Here is a 16,927-nt window from a genome sequence, read left to right on the forward strand (position 1 = left end):
CAGTTCAGCCGTCTGGTGTATCACCCATGAGATACCTGGGACCGCTACCATTGGATTTTGCCCGGTCATCGGGGTTGTAAAGGGCGCATTTCGGCAGGCTGAGGCAGCCGCACCCGATGCAGCCATCCAGATTGTCGCGCAATCGTGTCAGGGTATCGATTCGCTGATCCAGCCGGGCGCGCAGGGTGGTGCTGATCTGCTTCCAATCCTGCGGTGTGGGGGTGCGGTTTCCGGGCAGGCCCGATAACACCTCTCGGATCTCCGGCAGGGTCAGGCCAAATTGCTGGGCGATCATGACAAAACTCAGCCGCCGGATATCGGCACGCTGGTACCGCCGCTGTCCGCCCGCATTGCGCCAGGGCGCGATCAGCCCCTGCGCCTCGTAATACCGGATGGCTGAAACAGCCAGTCCGGTGCGCCGGGCCAGTGCGCCAATTGCCAGCCCTTCGGATGCAGCCATCGGAACCTCAAAAATCTCTTGACCTAAAGTTAGGTTTAGAAATTACGGTGAGTCGTGACAAGCCTGAATTCGCAAAGGAGATCCCATGATGGCGACGCTTGAACACACCAATTTCACTGTCAGCGACCCAAAGGCGTCGGCAGACTGGATGGAGAAGGTCTTTGGCTGGAAAACCCGGTGGGAAGGTCCGGCAATCGCTGGTGGCTATACGGTCCACGTGGGCAGCGCACACACCTATCTTGCGCTCTATGCGCCGGGCAAACCCATGCGCTCGGGCGAGAGCAGTTATGACTATGTCGGCGGGCTGAACCATGTCGGCGTGCTGGTCGAGGATATCGATGCCACTGAAAGCAAGGTGCGCAAAGCGGGATTCAAGCCGCACAATCATGCGGATTACGAACCCGGCAGGCGGTTCTATTTCGAGGATGACAACGGCATCGAATTCGAGGTGGTGCAGTATGATTGAGTTGCTGTGGCTGGGAACCGAAGCGCATCACTGGCGCAGGGGCGACCTTCTGGGGCATCGCCGCAGGCATGCCTTGCCCCATCCCGACGGCGCGAGTTCGCGAATAAAGCACCGGAACCACTGAGCCCCCTTGCATTTCACGCTGCATTTGGGTCAGGTATCTGACGACCCATCATTCGCCCCGACGCTTTGAGCGGCGGGGCGACTCAATTTATGCGTGGACGAAGACAAAATGGAAAAAATTCCCATGACGCCCGCGGGCAATGCCGCGCTTGAGGCGGAATTGAAGAACCTGAAGTCCGTCGAACGCCCGGCGATCATCGAGGCCATTGCGACGGCGCGGGAACTGGGCGACCTGAAGGAAAACGCCGAGTATCATTCGGCCCGTGAAAAACAGGGTTTTATCGAAGGGCGCATCAAAGAGCTGGAAGGCATCCTGTCGCTGGCTGACGTAATTGATCCGGCCAAACTGTCGGGCGCGATCAAGTTCGGCGCCAAGGTCAGGCTGGTCGATGAAGACACCGACGAAGAAAAGACCTGGAAAATCGTGGGTGAATATGAGGCCAATATCGAAAAAGGCCTGCTGAACATCAAATCCCCCCTTGCCCGCGCCCTGATTGGCAAGGAAGAGGGGGACAGTGTCGAAGTCCGTACCCCCGGCGGTGTGCGGTCTTATGAAATTCTGAGTATCGAGTACGCCTGATCGGAGCGTTGATCATGTCGGGGTCCAATCCTGACCGCGAAACCAAGCAACCGACATCTCTGGGCATCTACGATCGCCCCGGAGCGCCGTCGGTGAGCGGCATCGAGATCGCGGGTGTTGTTCTCAGCCTGATCTGGCTGGTTGTTTCGGTGGTTTTTCTGGTGCTGCCCGGCCGGGTCGAAACCAGCAGTTTCATCGTCACGCTGCTTGCAGTGTTCATGCCCGTGGCCATGATCTGGGTGGCGGCCATGGCCATGCGCGCCAGCCGCGTCATGCGCGAGGAAAGTGCCCGACTGCAGACAGCAATCGACGCGATCCGAAACGCCTATGTCACGCAGCAGCAGCGCGCCGCCAGTACGTATGAGCCCGCCGTCAGCAAGAAGCTGGATGAAATCGCGCAGACGGCGAAGAAGACGGAAAGCGCATTGGCTACGTTTTCTTCCAAGCGCCGCGAACCTGTGCGAAGGGCCGCACCATCACCGGGAGACCAGACCTCACTTGCGCTGGGCACGCCAGCGGAAGACATCGCGCGCCCTCTGCCGACCGGTATCTTTATCCGTGCCCTGAACTTTCCCGAAACACAGGACGATGCCGAAGGGTTCGACGCCCTGAGGCTGGCGCTGAAGGACAGAAAGACCGCACAACTGGTGCAGGCCTCGCAGGATGTACTGACCCTTCTCAGCCAGGAGGGGATCTATATGGACGACCTGCGTCCCGACATGGCCCGACCTGAAATCTGGCGCCAGTTCGCGCAGGGCGCACGCGGCCGTGCAGTGGCCGCTCTGGGCGGCATTCGGGACCGGTCCTCGCTGGCCTTGACGGCGGCGCGAATGAAGCAGGACCCGATTTTCCGCGACGCCGCGCACCATTTTCTGCGGCGGTTCGACAACATGATCGTGGAATTCGAGCCCATCGCCAGCGATGCTGAACTGACCGCGCTAGGTGAAACCCGAACCGCCCGCGCGTTCATGCTGCTGGGACGGGTTGCGGGTACCTTCGACTGACAGGCGCCGCTACAGCCCGAAACTGCCATAGGGAATGAACCGGACAGGGTCGCCGGGCCGGATATGGCGCGCGCCGTCTTCGATCTCGACCAGTCCCTCGGCCCAGCTGAGGCCGCTGATCCGGCCCGAACCTTCTGACGCGAATACTTCAGCACGACCGTCCCGGACCCGTGCACGCAGATATTCGCGGCGACCAGGTTTCTTGCGTTTTTCAAAGTCGGCGGGCAGGTCAAACGCTTGCGGTTCCTGCCAGCCTTCGCCGGCCATCAGCCCCAGGGCGGGGCGCGCAAAGATCAGCGTGCAGACCAGTGCCGCCACCGGATTGCCCGGCAAGCCGAAGACCGGAGTGCCCTTCCACATCCCCAGCGCCAGCGGACGGCCCGGTTTCAGCGCAATACGCCATTCATGCATCGCCCCGGCCTGCCGCAGCAGAGCGGAGACATGATCTTCGTCGCCCGCGGATGCGCCACCACTGGTCAGAATCACATCGGCCCGCTCGGACGCCTCGTCCAGCCGCGTCGCCAACGCGTCACGATCATCGGCCACACGGCCCAGATCAACCGCAGCGAATCCCATCCGGGCTGCCAGAGACAGCAACATCGGGCGGTTGGCATCGAATATCTGCCCGGGTCCGGCGGGCTCTCCGGCTTCGATCAGTTCGTCACCGGTGGACAGAACCGCCACGCGCAGGGTCTTGCGCACCGGAACCTCGGCAATTCCCACTGCTGACAGCAGCGCCAGATCCGGGGGTGTCAGGCGGCGACCTGCGGCCAAAGCCAGATCTCCGGCGGCCACATCCTCGCCTGCCTTTCGGGTATTCGCGCCCTTTTTTAGAGGGCCGTGAAAGGCAATGTGGCCGTCCTGAACGGTCACATCCTCTTCCAGAATGACGGTATCCACACCCGCAGGCAGAGCCGCCCCGGTCAGAACCCGAAGGGCCTGACCGGGGGGAACCGTGCCTTCAAACGGTATACCCGCCGCCGCGCGCCCTTGGATCAGGGGCAGAACCTGTGCGCCTTCTGCAAAAGGCCCTGCAAACCCATAGCCATCTACCGCCGTATTGGGTTGCGGCGGATTGGAGCGTTTCGCGATCTGATCCGCCGCCAGAATACGACCTGTCGCCTGACCCAGTGGCACGGTCTCAGCCCCCTTCACTACCGAAAGCCGGTCCTGCAGCAAGGCCAATGCCTCATCCACCGGGGTCCAGTCCACGCCTGCGGGCAGGGCAAAGCAGTCGTTTTGCAATGGCGGTGGTGTGATATTCGGTTTGTCCTGTGGCACGCCCAAAATCCATCCTTCTTCGGCGGCGCTGACGGTCAGCTGCCGGGTCAGTTCCGCCTCTGGCATCTGCGCCAGAGACATCGTGACCTGTTCGACCTGCCAGGCATCCCTGATCCGGTCATCGGGTTCCCTGCCCAGCGTCAATGAAGGCCAGATTTCGACAAAGGCGACCGGTTTGTCCAGCACTTCGAACGGCCAGACGGCCACCTGCCCGGCAAATCGGCGGCGCAGGCGGGACAGAACCGGCAGTCCGGTCATCACCTGCCCGCCAACCGCGCCGGATCCACCCATCTGCCAGCAGGTGAAGCTGCCCTTGGCCAGAATTTCCACCTGTCGACGATCCGGGAAGGGATTGTGATAGTCCGTTTTGGTCTTTGGCAGGCCCGGGATTTCCCGAGCCAGACCGTTGAACCAGAATGGCCCCTTGCCGCCGAAATCCCGATTGATCCGGCCGGCAAGGTCGAAACGGCTATTGGCCCTTGGCGCGTCTTCGATCCGGTGCTCGAACCAGTCCCACAAGACCAGCGGATCGCCCGAGCCGGTCAGCGCGCGGGCAAACCCCCGGGGATAGCCAAACGGGAAGTCGAACCCCAGACACAGACGACGGCCTGCGGTCAGTTCCGTTTCGATCAGCCCTTTCAGCCAGTCTTCCGCTACATGCCGGTTGCGCAGGTATTCCCCTTCGCCAGGGGCCCCATCGCGTACCACGCACCCCCAGATCGCATCCTTGCGGGGCGTTGGCCCGGTGTCATTTCCACCAGACCAATCGACCATCGCAAAGGTGTCGAATGTGGTCACAAACCAACCTCTTGCAGGATGAACGCAGCAATGCGCGCAGTGTCGTTTAGGTCAAAGACCGGGCGATCCAGATCCAGTGGCGTGTCGCTGGCCACCGCCCGGATCGTTTCATCCTTTAAAGCGATCAGCGGGTTGCCGGGTTCGGCCCGAAATGCCTCGACCTTGGGGTGGCTTTCACGTTTGTATCCTTCGATCAGGACCAGATCGACCGGTGATAGCCGGGCCAGCAGCGAGTCCAGAGACGGCTCGGGCGCGCCGCGCAGTTCCTGCATCAGGGCGACACGCTGCCCGGACGCCAGCAGAACCTCGGAGGCGCCGGCATCACGGTGACGGTGGCTGTCGGTGCCCGGCTGATCGACGTCAAAGGCATGATGCGCGTGTTTGACGGTTGAAACCGTGAACCCCCGTCCGGTGATCTCGGCCACCAGTCGCTCCATCAACCCGGTCTTGCCCGCGTTTTTCCAGCCGGTGACGCCGTAGACCCTCATGCCTGCTCCAGCAAGGTCTGCGCCCTTTCGAGGTCTTCGGGCGTGTTCACGTTGAAGAACGGATCGAAAGGGTCTACCGGAAACAACGCCTCGCGACCGTCATGTTTATCGGTCCACAAGACGACCTTGCGCAGCCCGTCCTGCAACGCGGCCCGCAGATCGTCGCGCAATGCGACTGGCCACAACCCGAATGTCGGGTGCCGGTTGACCCGCTTTCCACCGCCGGATTTCAGAGCTTCGTCACCCGTGCGCGGGGTCGTCGCCAATACAAGCGGATGCGCCTGTCCTTCAGCCGCCTGCATCAGCCGCGCCACCAGATCGCGGGGAAAGAACGGCGTGTCGGCAGCAGCGGTGACGATGCTATTGGCGCCCTGCTCCGCGGCCCAGTCGAGACCGGCCAGAACACCGGCCAGCGGACCGGCAAAACCTTCGATTGTGTCCGGCAGCACAGGCAGGTTCAGGGCACTGAACCGGGACGGATCGCCATTGGCGTTCAGCGCCAGACCATCGACCTGCGGCGCCAGCCTGTCAATTACCCGGGTCAGCAGGCTTTGCCCGCCCAGTTGCAGCAGGCCCTTGTCGCCTCCGCCCATCCGGGTGGCCAGACCGCCTGCAAGGATCACGCCCTTTGGTTTGGTCATCCTGCGCTTTTCCTGCGATGTTTTTTGTCCTCAACCGCCACGGACGAGGGGTCGATATCCCGAACAAGACGATCCTCGCCGGACAGGCATACGAACCGCTGGCCGCGCATCCGACCGATCAGGGTCAACCCGACCTCACGTGCAATTTCAACGCCCCATGCCGTGAATCCCGATCGCGAAGCCAGAACCGGAATGCCCATCATCGCGGTCTTGATCACCATCTCGGACGTCAGGCGGCCCGTGGTGTAGAGGATCTTGTCACCAGCCTCCTCCCTGGTCGAAAGCATCCAGCCAGCGATCTTGTCGACGGCGTTGTGGCGACCCACATCTTCCATATAGACCAGCGGGCGGTTTTCCCGGCACAGGACGGTGCCGTGAATCGCCCCGGCCTGAAGATACAGCGACGGGGTACGGTTGATCCGGGCCGCAAGTTCATAAAGCCATGAGGTGCGGACAGAAACCTGCGGCAGGCAGACATCCTCAAGCCCGTCCATCATGTCGCCAAAGACGGTACCGACCGCGCAACCGCTTGTGCGGGTCTTTTTCTTCAGCTTGTCCTCGTACGAGGTCTGGCGCGCTGTGCGAACAACCACGGTTTCCAGATCGTCGTCATAATCGACGCCGGTGATCTCATCATCCGCCAGCAGCATCCCCTGATTGCGCAGAAAACCCAGCGCCAGATATTCGGGGTAGTCGCCGATGGTCATCGCCGTCACGATCTCCTGCGCATTGAGGAAAACCGTCAGCGGGCGTTCCTCGACCACCGAGATCTGGCTGACCTCGCCGTTCTGGTCCACGCCTTCCACTGCGCGGGTCAGGCGCGCCGCGCCGGGATCGGGCGCGATGATGTAGTCCGACAGGTCCGTGTTCGTGGCCAATTGCAACCCTTTCCCAAGACCGCTAGTTGTGCTGGCGACACCATAGGATCTAGCCATGGCAGACACCACATCCAAGTCTTACTTCTGGAAGGGTTTTCGGGACGGCACGCCGTTTATCTTCGTGGCCATCCCCTTTGGCACGCTGTTTGGGGTTTTCGCGACCGAGGCCGGGCTGGATATCGTTCAGACCATCGCGTTTTCCGCAACGGTGTTTGCAGGTGCCGCGCAGTTCACCGCCCTGCAGTTGTTGCAGGACAACACGCCTACGGCGATTGTGTTGATCTCGGCGCTTGCGGTGAACCTGCGGGTGGCGATGTATTCCGCCTCGCTGACACCTTATCTGGGGGCCGCCCCGTTGTGGCAAAGGGCCATTGCGGCCTACCTGACGGTCGATCAATCCTATGCCTGCGGGATCGTCCAGTTTGAAAAAGAGCCGAAGATGACCGTGTCACAAAGGATGGCCTATTTCTTTGGCTCGGTCACACCGATCACCCCGCTTTGGATATTCGCCACCTATCTCGGGGCGGTGTTGGGCGCGCAAATCCCGGAAAGCTGGGCGCTGGATTTCGCCCTGCCGATCACGTTTCTGGCCATGATCGGGCCAATGATGCGGACGCTTGCGCATGTGATTGCGGCGCTCGTGGCGATCATTGTCGCCCTGCTGGCCGTTTCGGTGCCATTCAATCTGGGCCTGCTGATCGCTGGCGCGGCGGGCATGATGGCGGGCGCGCAGGCCGAACTGATGCTGGAACGCAGGCTGGAGCGGAAAGAGACATGACCCAGATTGACCCGACAACCATGTGGATCATCATCGTCGGGCTGGCCGTCGGCAGCTTTGCCCTGCGTTTTACCTTTATCGGTCTTGTCGGAGACCGCCCCATGCCGCCGTGGCTGCTGCGTCATCTGCGGTACACGGCGGTGGCGATCATTCCGGCGCTGATCGCACCACTAGTTGTCTGGCCCGCCGCAACCGAAGGTCAGCCGGACCTGCCCCGCATGGCTGCCGCCGTGGTGGCGCTGTCGGTCGGTTTGGTCACCAAGAACGTTCTGGCGGCAATCTTTTCGGGCGCCGCCACGCTGTACGGGTTGCTCTACCTACTGGGTTGAGGTCGCGTCCAGTTGATTGAGGCGCGCGTTGTTCGCAGCCAGACCCTTTTGCAGGTCCGCGTCGTCGTATTCACGGTATTCTTCTGTCACCACGCCCGGAATCTGGGCGAACTGTTCCGACAGTTTGACCGGGTAGAATGTGACGTCGATCTGTTCGAACCCCGGCACTTGCCTCAGGATACTGGCCGTCGAATGGGCGCAATACGCGCTGGCCACCGGGCCGGACTGCTTGGCCAGTTGATAGGCGATCTCGGCCTGTTGCGGCGTGACCTCGATGGTCTGGATGCGCGCAAAATGCGTCTCGCGCGCGTGCGAGCTGCGATAGGCGCGTTCTACGGCGGGCGTGATGCCGTAAAGGACATCATCCTTGTTCGGAACCACATCCGCGCGGAACGATCCCGCAGGGTCAAAGATCACCCGCTCGCTGGCGCTGATCATCAGCGACGTATGCGCGCCCGATCCGGTCCGGGTGTTGATCATCGTATAAAGCGTCAGCGTCGACGGGCCGGGGTCACGGTAGGACCGTGCAGCGACCTCGGCCAGGTCTGCCTGCGGACGATTCGATCCGGTGCAGCCAGCCACGGTCACTGCCAGCAGGCAGGCGACAATTATTCTGAGCACGGTTCGCCCCGTTCAGATCAAGACGCGAAAACCGCCAGGAACAATCCCAGGAAAGCAATGGCCACACAGCACCAGACTGTGGCTTTGACGAACCCTTCGAAGGTTTTGGTTTGAACTGTGATGTCCATCTCGCCGTGCTTGTGTTCGGCCATGTCGGAAGACTCCTGAATTCGCGTGTTTGGGCTTTGGATAAAGGAAAACGAAAGCGCTGTCACCACGTCATTCGCGCGCAGGTGACTGTGACCCGAATACCGAACAGCCCGGAAAACCAAAGCCCCATCGCCATGGCAGGCCGGAACAGGGGCCGCCACCAAATCGCACCGCCATATACATGGCATCCGCGGTGACCGAATGGGCGGTTCGGACCTGTTCGGGTGTCACCCCGTAACGATCCGCGTATTCTTCGGCATGCGCATCGCCGTGTTGTTCGACACAGGCGTGCAGTGCATCGTCCGCCGACAGGCGGGCGTCATAGCTGTCTTCGGCCCGCGTTGCGCCGCCGGCGTTGTGATAGGCGCTGTCATGGGTAACGCAGCAATATTCCCACGGAGGGTTGTTTTCATAGCGTGCGGCGAAGCTTGGGATGATGTCAGCCACCAATCGCCAGCTGGCCGACAGCCCGCCCGAGCAGCCATCGGTTTCAAATGGCGTCACTTCGGCCCCGGCCGATTGTGTCATCAGGGCCTGATGGCCGGGCATCTCGATGCCGCGCATCAGATCTTGCGCGGCGGTGGATGTGCCAAGGGCGATCAGGATAAGCGCCGTTTTAAGGGCTCGCATCACGCATCGCCTCTGTGTCCACGGTCATCCCGAACTCGGTGGCCAACCACAGCAGCAAACGTTCCGCCGGACCCATCTCGGCTCGGACGCGCAGAACCTCTCGGGCCATGGCAGGCCGGTCGGTGATCAGACCATCGACGCCCATCGACGCCAAAGCCGACATCTGCAACGGATCGTTCACCGTCCACACATACAAATCCTTGCCGGCAGCATGGACAGACCGGACCAGCCCGGGTGTCGCCATCGCCGCGTTCACCGCCAGAAAATCGCCATCCAACCCCGACAGATTGCCGACTGCGGTCGCAGCCAGTACACCGGCGCGCCAGTCCGGGCGCAGGGCCTTCATCTTCTGCACCGCCGGATATTTCAAGGACATTGTGGCGATATCGTCCTGCATCCCCATTTCTTCGACAGTTGTGGCAACCCGGTTTTCCAGATCGACGTCATGGCCGTAATATTTCAGTTCGATGATCACCTTCGACCGGCCTTTTGCGGCTTCCAGCACCTCACGCAGGGTCGGCGTGCGTTCCGAGGCGTATTCGGGTCCGAACCAACTGCCGATATCGATGTCCGCGACGTCGTCCATTGTGGCATCCCAGACCTTGAGGTTGACGCCCGCCAGTTTCATGAAATCGCTGTCATGGGCGACGATGACCTCACCATCGGCCGTTTCCTGCACGTCGATCTCAACCCAGTCCGCGCCATCCTCGATGGCCTTAAGAACGGCCGCCATGGTGTTTTCGGGCCGCAAGGCCGCGGCCCCGCGGTGGCCGATGACATCCGCGTGGTCGGGGGCCTGCACCTGTTCAAGCAGCCGCTGCCCGAACCAGCCACCGGCCAGCACTGCAAGGACGGCAGCCCCCAAAACACCAAATAGCGGCAACCTCAAGTTGCCCGGTTCGGGGTGGGGGATGTCTGACGTTTTTGCCTCGAAGAAACCGTCCAGTAGCACCGCCAAAGCGCCCAGCGCGACGGCCGCCAGAACAAGACCGGCCAGCGACCAGAGCGCGGCGATGACCAGTGTGTAGGTCAGTGCCAGTTGCAGACGACCACCCGGTTGCAGGGGTACGAGATCGAACAGAAACCCGGCCACAGCCGCAATTCCGGCTGCGATCACGATGCGTATGCCCAGCCACTGCGCCAGTTCGATCTTTAGGCGTCCGCGTTTGCCCTCCATCCGCCCGGTGCTGGTTTCAAACGCTTCTGCCGGATTGCAGCTTTCAAACAGAACCAGATGCAGCGACAGGGCCCAGGCCGACAGCCTTCGGATCAAAACCCAGGCCAATGCCAGAACGATTAACCCGATCAGAACGACCGCCACCCAGAACGAGGGTGGCTGGAAGGTCAGGTAATAGTTGATGTCGTATTCCGTCAGTGTCCACCACGCGACAACGGCGGCAATGGCTGCAAAGGGCAGAACCAGCAGCAACACGCGCATGACAAACCGGACCGCAAAGCCGAACAAAGCGGGCAGTCGGGACAGGATCAGTTGGATGGCGGAGCTGCCGGCGCGCCAGGGATCGGCCTCGCCCATGCGCAGAGAACCCGCCATGACGGAGAAGACAAACACTTCGGCCAGCAGAAACAGGCTGAGCGCAAGGATCGCCGCGATAAAGCCCACCGGGGACAGGATGAACCCGGCAATGGCCTGATCGGTCAGGGCACTTTGATTGGACAGGGACACCGCCAGTTGCACGGCTATCGCCACGCCCGGCGCAATCAGCGCCACCAGCAAAAGTCGCACCGCAACATAGATCGGTACGAACACCCGACGGCGCGCCCAAGCCCCCCGCCAGGCCTCTGTAACGGTTGAGAAATGTGTCACGCGGCGCTCTCCTGAATGATACGCTCATTCAAGGCTGCGATTGCGTGAATTGCAAGCGGGACTGTCAGCTTTCTTCCAGATCCGCAGCCAGCCGAAAACCGATGCGGTTGGCAGGCTTGTCCTCGACCGATTTGGGCAGCGCGCGCAGCATCACGTTCAACTGGCTGACATGCTGTACCAGTTGGGTGCGCGCACCGGTGGCGTCCGAGCCGAAAAAGGTGATCACGTCAGGGTCGAAATAACCCATCCCCTCGATCCGCATCACCCCGGCATCGCCGCCGGTGAAGCCCATGGCAACCTCCTGATCGCCGTCCAGCGTCTTTTCAAAATTCTGGATATACAGGATCAGGCGTTCATAGGCCCACTGGGCCGGGCTTTTGGTTTCGACCGGCTTTTTCAGGCGGCCGGGAAGATCCTTGTTGCCCGATTGCGCACTGGAGTTGGCGTGGACCTCGTAACAGCGTGGCAATGCGGCGGATTCTGCGGCCTCGGCCGAGGTTTCGATCTGATCCTGCATGGCTTACCCTTTGCGCTGAAACTCCCACGCCCCGTCCGCGCGGCGCGACCGGGTTACAGCATCAATGTGGTAGAGATGGTTCAGATGTGCAACCGCCTCGACCAGCGCGAGACCGTATTCACCATCGCCAATCGGACGCTTGAACAGGGGGGCAAAGCACTCGGCGGCAGATTTGGGCCGGTCCAGATGATCCAGCAGCCGCCGGAGCGCGCCGTGATGATTGTCGACCAGTTGCCGCATGCGAACCGGCAATCCGGTGAAGGGCAGCTTGTGGCCGGCCAGCACCAGATGATCGGGACGCGCCAGCGCCGACAGCCGCTCGCAGGCTTCCAGCCACTCGGCCACCGGATCCGCCATGGGTTCGGTGACATAGACACCCAGATTGGGGCTGATCGAGCTGATGATCTGATCGCCGGACAGGACAAGATTGTCATCGCGGCTCCAGAACGTGGCGTGTTCGGGCGCGTGGCCATTGCCCATGTGAACGTCCCAGTCACGCCCGCCCATGCGGATCACGTCGCCCTGTTTGATCCGGCTATAGCCCAACGGCATCGGAAAAACGGTGTCGGCAAAGTTGAAGGGCCGGTCCGACATGCGCTTTGCCAGAATTTCATGCGCCATGCCCGCGCTGCGGTAGTAGTCCAACGTTTCCTGCGGCCAGGTTTCCTGCACGTCCAGTGTCAGCATCCGCGAAAACAGCCATGCGGTGCGGCTGGCCACCAGTTCAGCGCCGTGTTCGGTCTGGAACCACCCTGCATTGCCAACATGGTCGGGGTGATGATGCGTAACGACAACACGGGTCACCGGCTTGCCTGCCAGTGGCCCGTCCATCAGAGTTTGCCAGATGCCACGCGACTTTCTGGACGAAATACCGGTGTCGATCACCGTCCAGCCGTCGCCATCATCCAGCGCATAGACATTGACATGATCCAGCGCCATGGGCAGCGGCAGGCGCAGCCAAAGGACGCCTTCGGCAATCTCCATCGCCTCACCGGGGGCCGGAGGGTCCGGCCAGGGGTAGTGTGTCGTCAATCGTTGCTCACCATCCTTCATGCCAGCAACTCATCCGGGTTGAGCGCAAAGATATCGTCCGCCCCGTTTTGCGCCTGTGCCAGCAGGCCCGCATATTCGGGCAACAAAGCGTTGATGTAGAACCGTGCCAGCTTGAACCGCGGCCCATCGGGTTCCGCCAGCGCCGCCGCCAGATGGTAATGCGCGCCCAGAACCCGCGCAAAAGCTTGCAGATATGGGACGGCCCCGGCAAAGCGGTTGTTCATTTCCGACTGGGAAACCAGCCATTCGGTGGCCTCTCGCAGACTTTCGGTGGCTTCCCAGACCGGGCCGGCCAGTTCCGGCATGGTGGCCCGCGCCTGTTCTGCGTGATCTTCGATTTCATCCAGCAGCCGTGCCGCAACCTCACCGCCGTCCATCATTTTGCGGGCGACCAGATCCATCGCCTGAATACCATTGGTGCCTTCGTAAATCGCGGTCACGCGGACGTCGCGGTAATACTGGGCCGCTCCGGTTTCCTCGATAAAACCCATGCCGCCGTGAACCTGCACGCCGGTTTCGGCGACACGCATGCCGGTCTGGGTGCCAAAAGCCTTGCCAATCGGCGTCAGCAGCGCAGCGCGGGCCGACCAGTTCGCATCGCCGGTCGCGTTGGCCATGTCGATGGCCACTGCATTGGCCAGCAGGATGGCCCGTGCCGCGAACACATCCGCGCGCATTTCCATCAGCATGCGGCGCACATCGGCATGGTCGATGATCGCACCCGAGGGCGTCTTGCCCTGCCTGCGCTCAAGCGCGTAGGCCAGCGCATGCTGATAGGCGCCTTCCGCAACGCCGACGCCCTGCCCGCCAACACCCAGACGGGCATTGTTCATCATCGTAAACATCGCGGCCATGCCGCCATGTTCCTTGCCAACCAGCCAGCCCCTGGCCCCGTCATATTGCATGACGCAGGTCGGTGAGCCGTGCAGGCCCATCTTGTGCTCAAGCGACACAACCTTCAGATCGTTCGCCACGCCTGGATTGCCGTTCTCATCCGGGATGAACTTGGGCACCAGAAACAGGGAAATTCCCTTGGTCCCGGGAACGCCGTCCGGCAGGCGCGCCAGCACCAGGTGGCAGACGTTTTCCGCGAAATCGTTGTCGCCCCACGAGATGAAGATCTTCTGACCCGTCACCGCGTAGGTGCCATCCCCGTTCGGTTCCGCCTTTGAGGCCAGGGCACCCACGTCCGACCCGGCCTGCGCCTCGGTCAGGTTCATCGTGCCGGACCATTCGCCCGACATCAGTTTGGGCAGGTAAAGCTCTTTCAGCTCGGCACTGGCGTGATACTCCAGCGCCTCGATCTGGCCCTGGCTCATCAGCGGGGCCAGTTGCAGCGAAAGGCAGGCCGCGCTCATCATCTCGTTCACTGCGCTGGTCAAGGTCATCGGCAGGCCCATGCCGCCATATTCAGGATCGCCGCTTATCCCGATCCAGCCCCCTTCGGAAATCGCCTTCCAGCCATCGGCATACCCCGGAGAAGAGCGCAGAACCCCGTTTTCCAGCCGCGCCGGTTCCAGATCACCGGGGCGTTGCAGCGGGGCCATCACCTCTTCGCACATCCTGCCTGCTTCGGTCAGAATGGCGCTGACCACATCCGTACTGGCCTCTGAAAACATCTTGGTGGCTGCGATCTGGTCGAAGCCGATCACATTGCGGAACAGGAATTCATAATCTGGGACTGGGGCGCGATACGTCATGGCTTCCCTCGGGGCTGTCAGTTCGGTTTGCGCAGGCGGGCTTGGAATCATCCGCGCACGGCACTATGCATCTGGGCTCGAAGGCATTACCTACTCTTCCCCATGTTACAAGCAATCAAAACGCGGCGTCACCAGTCATGATCCCCCACGGCACACTCGACCTGAGCGCAGATCCGGCCGGCATTTCGCGTGCGGCGGATCTGCTGCGGCAGGGTCTTCTGGTCGCGTTTGCGACCGAGACGGTCTATGGCCTGGGCGGTGATGCCCGTAATGGCGAAGCGGTCGCCGGGATTTATGAAGCAAAGGGGCGGCCCAGCTTCAATCCGCTGATCGCGCATGTCGCATCCGTTCAGGCGGCGCAGCGGTTCGTCCGCTGGTCCGATCAGGCCGAGCAACTGGCCGCCGCGTTCTGGCCCGGGCCTTTGACGCTGGTCCTGCCGCTGCGCGACGGGCATGGCATTTCATCGCTGGTCACAGCCGGGCTGGACACGCTGGCCGTCCGGGTGCCTGCGCATCCCAGCGCACGGGCATTGCTGGCCGAATTCGATGGTCCGGTGGCCGCACCATCCGCCAACCCGTCAGGACAGATCAGCCCGACCACCGCCGAGCATGTGCGCGCCGGCTTGGGTGGGCGTATCGCAGCCATTCTGGATGACGGCCCCTGCGGTGTCGGGCTGGAATCGACCATCGTCGGCCTGGCCGGAGAACCGGCGCTGCTGCGTCCGGGGGGCGTGGCGCTGGAACAGATCGAGGAGGTTCTGAACACACGACTGCATCATCACCAGCCCGGGGACCTTTTGACGGCGCCGGGACAATTACAGTCTCATTATGCTCCGGACGCGCCGGTTCGGCTGAATGCGCTGTCCCGACAGGGCGATGAAGTCCTGCTGGGTTTTGGGCCGGTCGACTGCGATTTGAACTTGTCGGCTGATGGTGTTCTGACCGAAGCCGCGGCCAACCTGTTTTCTGCCCTTCATGCGCTGAACACAACAGGTCTCCCGATTGCGGTCTCGCCGATCCCCGACCATGGCCTTGGGGCGGCAATCAACGACCGGCTGCGCCGCGCGGCGGCCCCGCGCGACAGCTGATCAGGCGCGTCCTGCGCTGGCCGACAAGGTCAGGGGATCAACACCCAGGGTTGCCAGCGCGGCCTCCCACTTGTCGTCATCAGCGACGTCGAACACCAGTTTCGAGGTTGCATCGGTCGTCAGCCAGCCATTCATGGCAATCTCGTCCTCAAGCTGGCCCGGGCCCCATCCGGAGTATCCCAGCGTCAGCATCGAGTTCAAAGGCCCCCGCCCCGAAGCCAGATCTTCCAGCACGTCCAGCGTGGCCGTCATGCTGAAATCGGTCGAAATCTGCATCGAGTGGAGGTTAGCTTCGTAATCAGCGCTGTGCAGGACGAAGCCGCGCGACATCTCGACCGGACCGCCGAAATGGACCAGACGCTCACCTATGACGGGAATGTTGCAGGCAATATTGAGCTGCCCCAGCAATGTCTTGATGCGCAGGTCCGACGGTTTGTTGACAATCAGCCCCATGGCGCCGTCTTCACCATGGCTGCAGATATAGACAACCGAGTGGTCAAAGCGCGGATCGCCCATTCCCGGCATCGCAATCAACAGTTTTCCGGTAAGATCCATAAGCCGCCGTTTCTGACTGAGTCCTGTCTCAACAATGAACCCGTGGGACTACAATTGGCAAGGGATCGTCCGACATTTAGCGGTATTTCACCCCAGTGACCGGAACGTGACTTGGATTCGCGCGCCAGAGCGCGCATTTATGTAGTATGCGATCACTTCTCAGACCCGCCGCAGTTGCGCTGACCGCCTGTTTTGCCCTTGCCTCGCCTGCCCTGTCGCAGAGCGTGGGCAAACCTGTGCAACTGGATATTCTGGATGGCGGGCGCACTGCCAACGGTACCTATCTGGGTGCGTTGCGCCTGACCCTGAAAGACGGGTGGAAAACTTACTGGCGCGCGCCGGGCGATGCGGGCATCCCGCCACAGTTCGACTGGAAAGGGTCGCGCAACGTTGGCGACATTTCGATCACCTGGCCTGCGCCGGATGTTTTTGACCAGAACGGGTTGCGCTCGATCGGGTATCAGGATCAGCTGGTCCTTCCGGTCGAGATCACGCCAAAGAACCCTGCCAAACCAGTACGTCTGCGCGGTGAGATGGATCTGGGCGTGTGCAAGGATGTCTGCATCCCCGAGCGGCTGGGTTTCGATCATACCCTGGACAAGAACGCAGGACGCAACCCGGCCATTGCCGCCGCATTGGCACAACGCCCCTATTCCGCCAACGAGGCCCGTGTGGCCAGCGCCAAGTGCCACCTGTCGCCCACAAAAGACGGCATGCAAATCGAGGCCCGCATCACCATGCCGTCGGCCGGAGGGACCGAAGTCGCCGTGATCGAGCCGGGCAATCCGGCGTTGTGGGCCGCACATCCCGAAACCCGCCGGCAGGGCGACACGCTGATCGCCCGGACCGAGGTGGTCAATGCATCGGGCAGCCCCTTTGCGCTGGACCGGTCAGCCGTCAGGATCACCGTGCTGGGCAGCAGCCACGCGGTTGACATTCAGGGATGCAGCGCGGGCTGATCC

The 16,927-nt window shown here is 61.9% G+C and carries 20 protein-coding genes; 7 read left to right on the forward strand and 13 right to left on the reverse strand.

From position 1 onward, the window contains the following. Window positions 1-4 precede the first annotated feature (4 nt). Window positions 5-460, reverse strand: a complete 456-nt coding sequence (soxR, locus tag ACR0FE_RS09140; RefSeq protein ID WP_480522857.1) for a redox-sensitive transcriptional activator SoxR — start codon at window positions 458-460, stop codon at window positions 5-7. 85 nt (window positions 461-545) lie between these two features. On the opposite strand from soxR, the gene ACR0FE_RS09145 reads away from it, so the two are divergent. The 3 genes from ACR0FE_RS09145 (at window position 546) to ACR0FE_RS09155 (ending at window position 2,633) form a co-directional block, all read left to right on the forward strand. Then, the gene (locus ACR0FE_RS09145; protein ID WP_480912543.1) at window positions 546-926 is read left to right on the forward strand and encodes a VOC family protein; all 381 of its coding nucleotides are present in this window, start codon (window positions 546-548) and stop codon (window positions 924-926) included. Window positions 927-1,158: 232 nt separating this feature from the next. After that, window positions 1,159-1,629, forward strand: coding sequence for a transcription elongation factor GreA (gene greA / locus ACR0FE_RS09150; RefSeq protein WP_170614368.1), 471 nt, complete (start codon window positions 1,159-1,161; stop codon window positions 1,627-1,629). 14 nt (window positions 1,630-1,643) lie between these two features. Next, window positions 1,644-2,633 (forward strand): hypothetical protein, encoded by a 990-nt coding sequence (locus ACR0FE_RS09155; protein WP_170614367.1) that lies wholly within the window; start codon window positions 1,644-1,646, stop codon window positions 2,631-2,633. Window positions 2,634-2,642: 9 nt separating this feature from the next. Here ACR0FE_RS09155 and ACR0FE_RS09160 read toward each other — a convergent pair whose 3' ends face one another. From ACR0FE_RS09160 to ACR0FE_RS09175, 4 genes are read right to left on the reverse strand one after another with little or no spacing between them, the layout of a single operon-like run. Then, window positions 2,643-4,712, reverse strand: coding sequence for a molybdenum cofactor synthesis domain-containing protein (locus ACR0FE_RS09160; protein ID WP_480912545.1), 2,070 nt, complete (start codon window positions 4,710-4,712; stop codon window positions 2,643-2,645). Beyond that, window positions 4,709-5,200, reverse strand: a complete 492-nt coding sequence (gene mobB, locus ACR0FE_RS09165) for a molybdopterin-guanine dinucleotide biosynthesis protein B (protein WP_480912546.1) — start codon at window positions 5,198-5,200, stop codon at window positions 4,709-4,711. Before mobB ends, ACR0FE_RS09160 begins: the two co-directional genes overlap by 4 nt. After that, a complete protein-coding gene (mobA, locus tag ACR0FE_RS09170) occupies window positions 5,197-5,841 on the reverse strand; it encodes a molybdenum cofactor guanylyltransferase MobA (protein ID WP_480491279.1) in 645 nt (214 codons plus the stop codon). Before mobA ends, mobB begins: the two co-directional genes overlap by 4 nt. Continuing rightward, a complete protein-coding gene (locus ACR0FE_RS09175) occupies window positions 5,838-6,776 on the reverse strand; it encodes a formate dehydrogenase accessory sulfurtransferase FdhD (protein ID WP_480912547.1) in 939 nt (312 codons plus the stop codon). Before ACR0FE_RS09175 ends, mobA begins: the two co-directional genes overlap by 4 nt. On the opposite strand from ACR0FE_RS09175, the gene ACR0FE_RS09180 reads away from it, so the two are divergent. Both ACR0FE_RS09180 and ACR0FE_RS09185 read left to right on the forward strand, forming a co-directional pair. Further along, window positions 6,775-7,497 carry an AzlC family ABC transporter permease gene (locus tag ACR0FE_RS09180; protein WP_170807388.1) on the forward strand — a complete coding sequence of 241 codons (723 nt, stop codon included), beginning with the start codon at window positions 6,775-6,777 and terminating at the stop codon, window positions 7,495-7,497. The two genes, ACR0FE_RS09175 and ACR0FE_RS09180, sit on opposite strands and share 2 nt — an antisense overlap. Further along, complete coding sequence (locus ACR0FE_RS09185) at window positions 7,494-7,826, forward strand: AzlD domain-containing protein (protein ID WP_170614363.1); 333 nt, start codon at window positions 7,494-7,496, stop codon at window positions 7,824-7,826. The genes ACR0FE_RS09180 and ACR0FE_RS09185 overlap by 4 nt, the downstream gene beginning before the upstream one ends. On the opposite strand, the gene ACR0FE_RS09190 is transcribed toward ACR0FE_RS09185, so the two are convergent. The 7 genes from ACR0FE_RS09190 to ACR0FE_RS09220 form a co-directional block, all read right to left on the reverse strand. After that, on the reverse strand, window positions 7,815-8,447 hold the full coding sequence (locus ACR0FE_RS09190) for a hypothetical protein (protein WP_480491275.1): 633 nt from the start codon (window positions 8,445-8,447) through the stop codon (window positions 7,815-7,817). The genes ACR0FE_RS09185 and ACR0FE_RS09190 overlap by 12 nt on opposite strands. A 17-nt stretch (window positions 8,448-8,464) precedes the next feature. Beyond that, window positions 8,465-8,599 (reverse strand): aa3-type cytochrome c oxidase subunit IV, encoded by a 135-nt coding sequence (locus ACR0FE_RS09195; RefSeq protein ID WP_170614361.1) that lies wholly within the window; start codon window positions 8,597-8,599, stop codon window positions 8,465-8,467. A 67-nt stretch (window positions 8,600-8,666) separates the two neighbouring features. Next, the gene (locus tag ACR0FE_RS09200) at window positions 8,667-9,227 is read right to left on the reverse strand and encodes a hypothetical protein (RefSeq protein ID WP_170816942.1); all 561 of its coding nucleotides are present in this window, start codon (window positions 9,225-9,227) and stop codon (window positions 8,667-8,669) included. Further along, the gene (locus ACR0FE_RS09205; RefSeq protein ID WP_480912548.1) at window positions 9,214-11,052 is read right to left on the reverse strand and encodes a glycerophosphodiester phosphodiesterase; all 1,839 of its coding nucleotides are present in this window, start codon (window positions 11,050-11,052) and stop codon (window positions 9,214-9,216) included. Before ACR0FE_RS09205 ends, ACR0FE_RS09200 begins: the two co-directional genes overlap by 14 nt. A 64-nt stretch (window positions 11,053-11,116) precedes the next feature. Continuing rightward, window positions 11,117-11,569: a DUF6173 family protein gene (locus ACR0FE_RS09210; protein ID WP_170614358.1), complete on the reverse strand. Its 453-nt coding sequence runs from the start codon at window positions 11,567-11,569 to the stop codon at window positions 11,117-11,119. A 3-nt stretch (window positions 11,570-11,572) separates the two neighbouring features. After that, entirely contained in the window at window positions 11,573-12,622 is a 1,050-nt protein-coding gene (locus ACR0FE_RS09215; protein ID WP_480912550.1) for an MBL fold metallo-hydrolase, read from the reverse strand. Beyond that, the gene (locus tag ACR0FE_RS09220) at window positions 12,619-14,322 is read right to left on the reverse strand and encodes an acyl-CoA dehydrogenase family protein (protein ID WP_480912551.1); all 1,704 of its coding nucleotides are present in this window, start codon (window positions 14,320-14,322) and stop codon (window positions 12,619-12,621) included. Before ACR0FE_RS09220 ends, ACR0FE_RS09215 begins: the two co-directional genes overlap by 4 nt. A gap of 137 nt (window positions 14,323-14,459) precedes the next feature. Here ACR0FE_RS09220 and ACR0FE_RS09225 point away from each other — a divergent pair, with 137 nt between their 5' ends. Next, window positions 14,460-15,410, forward strand: a complete 951-nt coding sequence (locus ACR0FE_RS09225) for an L-threonylcarbamoyladenylate synthase (protein WP_480912553.1) — start codon at window positions 14,460-14,462, stop codon at window positions 15,408-15,410. Here ACR0FE_RS09225 and ACR0FE_RS09230 read toward each other — a convergent pair whose 3' ends face one another. Then, a complete protein-coding gene (locus ACR0FE_RS09230; RefSeq protein WP_480813072.1) occupies window positions 15,411-15,965 on the reverse strand; it encodes a YqgE/AlgH family protein in 555 nt (184 codons plus the stop codon). A gap of 146 nt (window positions 15,966-16,111) precedes the next feature. Here ACR0FE_RS09230 and ACR0FE_RS09235 point away from each other — a divergent pair, with 146 nt between their 5' ends. Continuing rightward, window positions 16,112-16,924, forward strand: a complete 813-nt coding sequence (locus tag ACR0FE_RS09235) for a protein-disulfide reductase DsbD domain-containing protein (RefSeq protein WP_480904662.1) — start codon at window positions 16,112-16,114, stop codon at window positions 16,922-16,924. The last annotated feature ends 3 nt before the right edge of the window (window positions 16,925-16,927 follow it).

Source organism: Ruegeria sp. K7 (assembly GCF_056531785.1).

Coding starts and splice junctions, on each gene's coding strand:
- soxR (WP_480522857.1), bottom strand. CDS start 460: ATGGCTGCATCCGAAGGGCTGGCAATTGGCGCACTGGCCCGGCGCACC.
- ACR0FE_RS09145 (WP_480912543.1), top strand. CDS start 546: ATGATGGCGACGCTTGAACACACCAATTTCACTGTCAGCGACCCAAAG.
- greA (WP_170614368.1), top strand. CDS start 1,159: ATGGAAAAAATTCCCATGACGCCCGCGGGCAATGCCGCGCTTGAGGCG.
- ACR0FE_RS09155 (WP_170614367.1), top strand. CDS start 1,644: ATGTCGGGGTCCAATCCTGACCGCGAAACCAAGCAACCGACATCTCTG.
- mobB (WP_480912546.1), bottom strand. CDS start 5,200: ATGAGGGTCTACGGCGTCACCGGCTGGAAAAACGCGGGCAAGACCGGG.
- mobA (WP_480491279.1), bottom strand. CDS start 5,841: ATGACCAAACCAAAGGGCGTGATCCTTGCAGGCGGTCTGGCCACCCGG.
- ACR0FE_RS09180 (WP_170807388.1), top strand. CDS start 6,775: ATGGCAGACACCACATCCAAGTCTTACTTCTGGAAGGGTTTTCGGGAC.
- ACR0FE_RS09175 (WP_480912547.1), bottom strand. CDS start 6,776: ATGGCTAGATCCTATGGTGTCGCCAGCACAACTAGCGGTCTTGGGAAA.
- ACR0FE_RS09185 (WP_170614363.1), top strand. CDS start 7,494: ATGACCCAGATTGACCCGACAACCATGTGGATCATCATCGTCGGGCTG.
- ACR0FE_RS09195 (WP_170614361.1), bottom strand. CDS start 8,599: ATGGCCGAACACAAGCACGGCGAGATGGACATCACAGTTCAAACCAAA.
- ACR0FE_RS09200 (WP_170816942.1), bottom strand. CDS start 9,227: ATGCGAGCCCTTAAAACGGCGCTTATCCTGATCGCCCTTGGCACATCC.
- ACR0FE_RS09210 (WP_170614358.1), bottom strand. CDS start 11,569: ATGCAGGATCAGATCGAAACCTCGGCCGAGGCCGCAGAATCCGCCGCA.
- ACR0FE_RS09215 (WP_480912550.1), bottom strand. CDS start 12,622: ATGAAGGATGGTGAGCAACGATTGACGACACACTACCCCTGGCCGGAC.
- ACR0FE_RS09220 (WP_480912551.1), bottom strand. CDS start 14,322: ATGACGTATCGCGCCCCAGTCCCAGATTATGAATTCCTGTTCCGCAAT.
- ACR0FE_RS09225 (WP_480912553.1), top strand. CDS start 14,460: ATGATCCCCCACGGCACACTCGACCTGAGCGCAGATCCGGCCGGCATT.
- ACR0FE_RS09230 (WP_480813072.1), bottom strand. CDS start 15,965: ATGGATCTTACCGGAAAACTGTTGATTGCGATGCCGGGAATGGGCGAT.
- ACR0FE_RS09235 (WP_480904662.1), top strand. CDS start 16,112: ATGCGATCACTTCTCAGACCCGCCGCAGTTGCGCTGACCGCCTGTTTT.